Genomic DNA, 563 nt, shown 5'->3' with positions numbered 1-563 from the left:
CGGTCAAGGAAACGATTGGCACGACGAATGACAGCATCATCGTCGGCGGCGAGATCATCAATCCGGGTGACGTGATCGTCGGTGATGCGGATGGTCTGGTCGTCGTTCGCCGCAGCGAAGTTGCCGAAGCGGCAAAGCTGTCTCAGGCACGCGAAGACGCCGAAGCCGGTTTCATTGAAGCCTACAAGGCCGGCGCGTCCGTTATCGAGGTCAGCAAGCTCGAGCCGGTTCTCAAGGCCAAGGGCCTGGTCGTCGACATCTGAAAAAGATGAAGGGAAGCGTCGTTCACGACAGCTTCCCTTCCATATGATCGAGATCCGCAGTGACTACGGAAAATAAAAAGGGCGGCCTCGCGGTCGCCCTTTTGTCTATTCGCTTGCAAGCCTCTTCAGCCCCTCGATTGCCAGCTCGGCAATCATCTCCGGCGTGTTGTCGATATTGACGACGACAACACCGGCTTCGCTATCAGGTCGCTCCAGTGTCGCCAGCTGGCTTTCCAGAAGACTGGTCGGCATGAAGTGGCCTTCGCGGCTGCCCATGCGCTGGGTCAGCAGCGCCTTGCT

General features: G+C 58.4%; 1 protein-coding gene and 1 pseudogene. One reads left to right on the top strand and one right to left on the bottom strand.

Translation table 11 applies throughout. The features are described from left to right. Positions 1-263: RraA family protein (locus tag JZX87_RS31095; RefSeq protein WP_502711359.1), on the top strand; the 263-nt coding region annotated here is incomplete at its 5' end. A gap of 105 nt (positions 264-368) precedes the next feature. Here the strand turns inward: JZX87_RS31095 and JZX87_RS31090 are convergent. After that, positions 369-563 (bottom strand): annotated as a pseudogene (locus JZX87_RS31090) (gluconokinase); the annotation flags it as partial.

This window comes from Agrobacterium sp. Ap1, assembly GCF_017313375.1.
Lineage (GTDB): Bacteria > Pseudomonadota > Alphaproteobacteria > Rhizobiales > Rhizobiaceae > Neorhizobium > Neorhizobium cellulosilyticum.
Note: the sequence above shows the minus strand (reverse complement) of the source record. Positions and strands in the feature narration are given on the sequence as shown.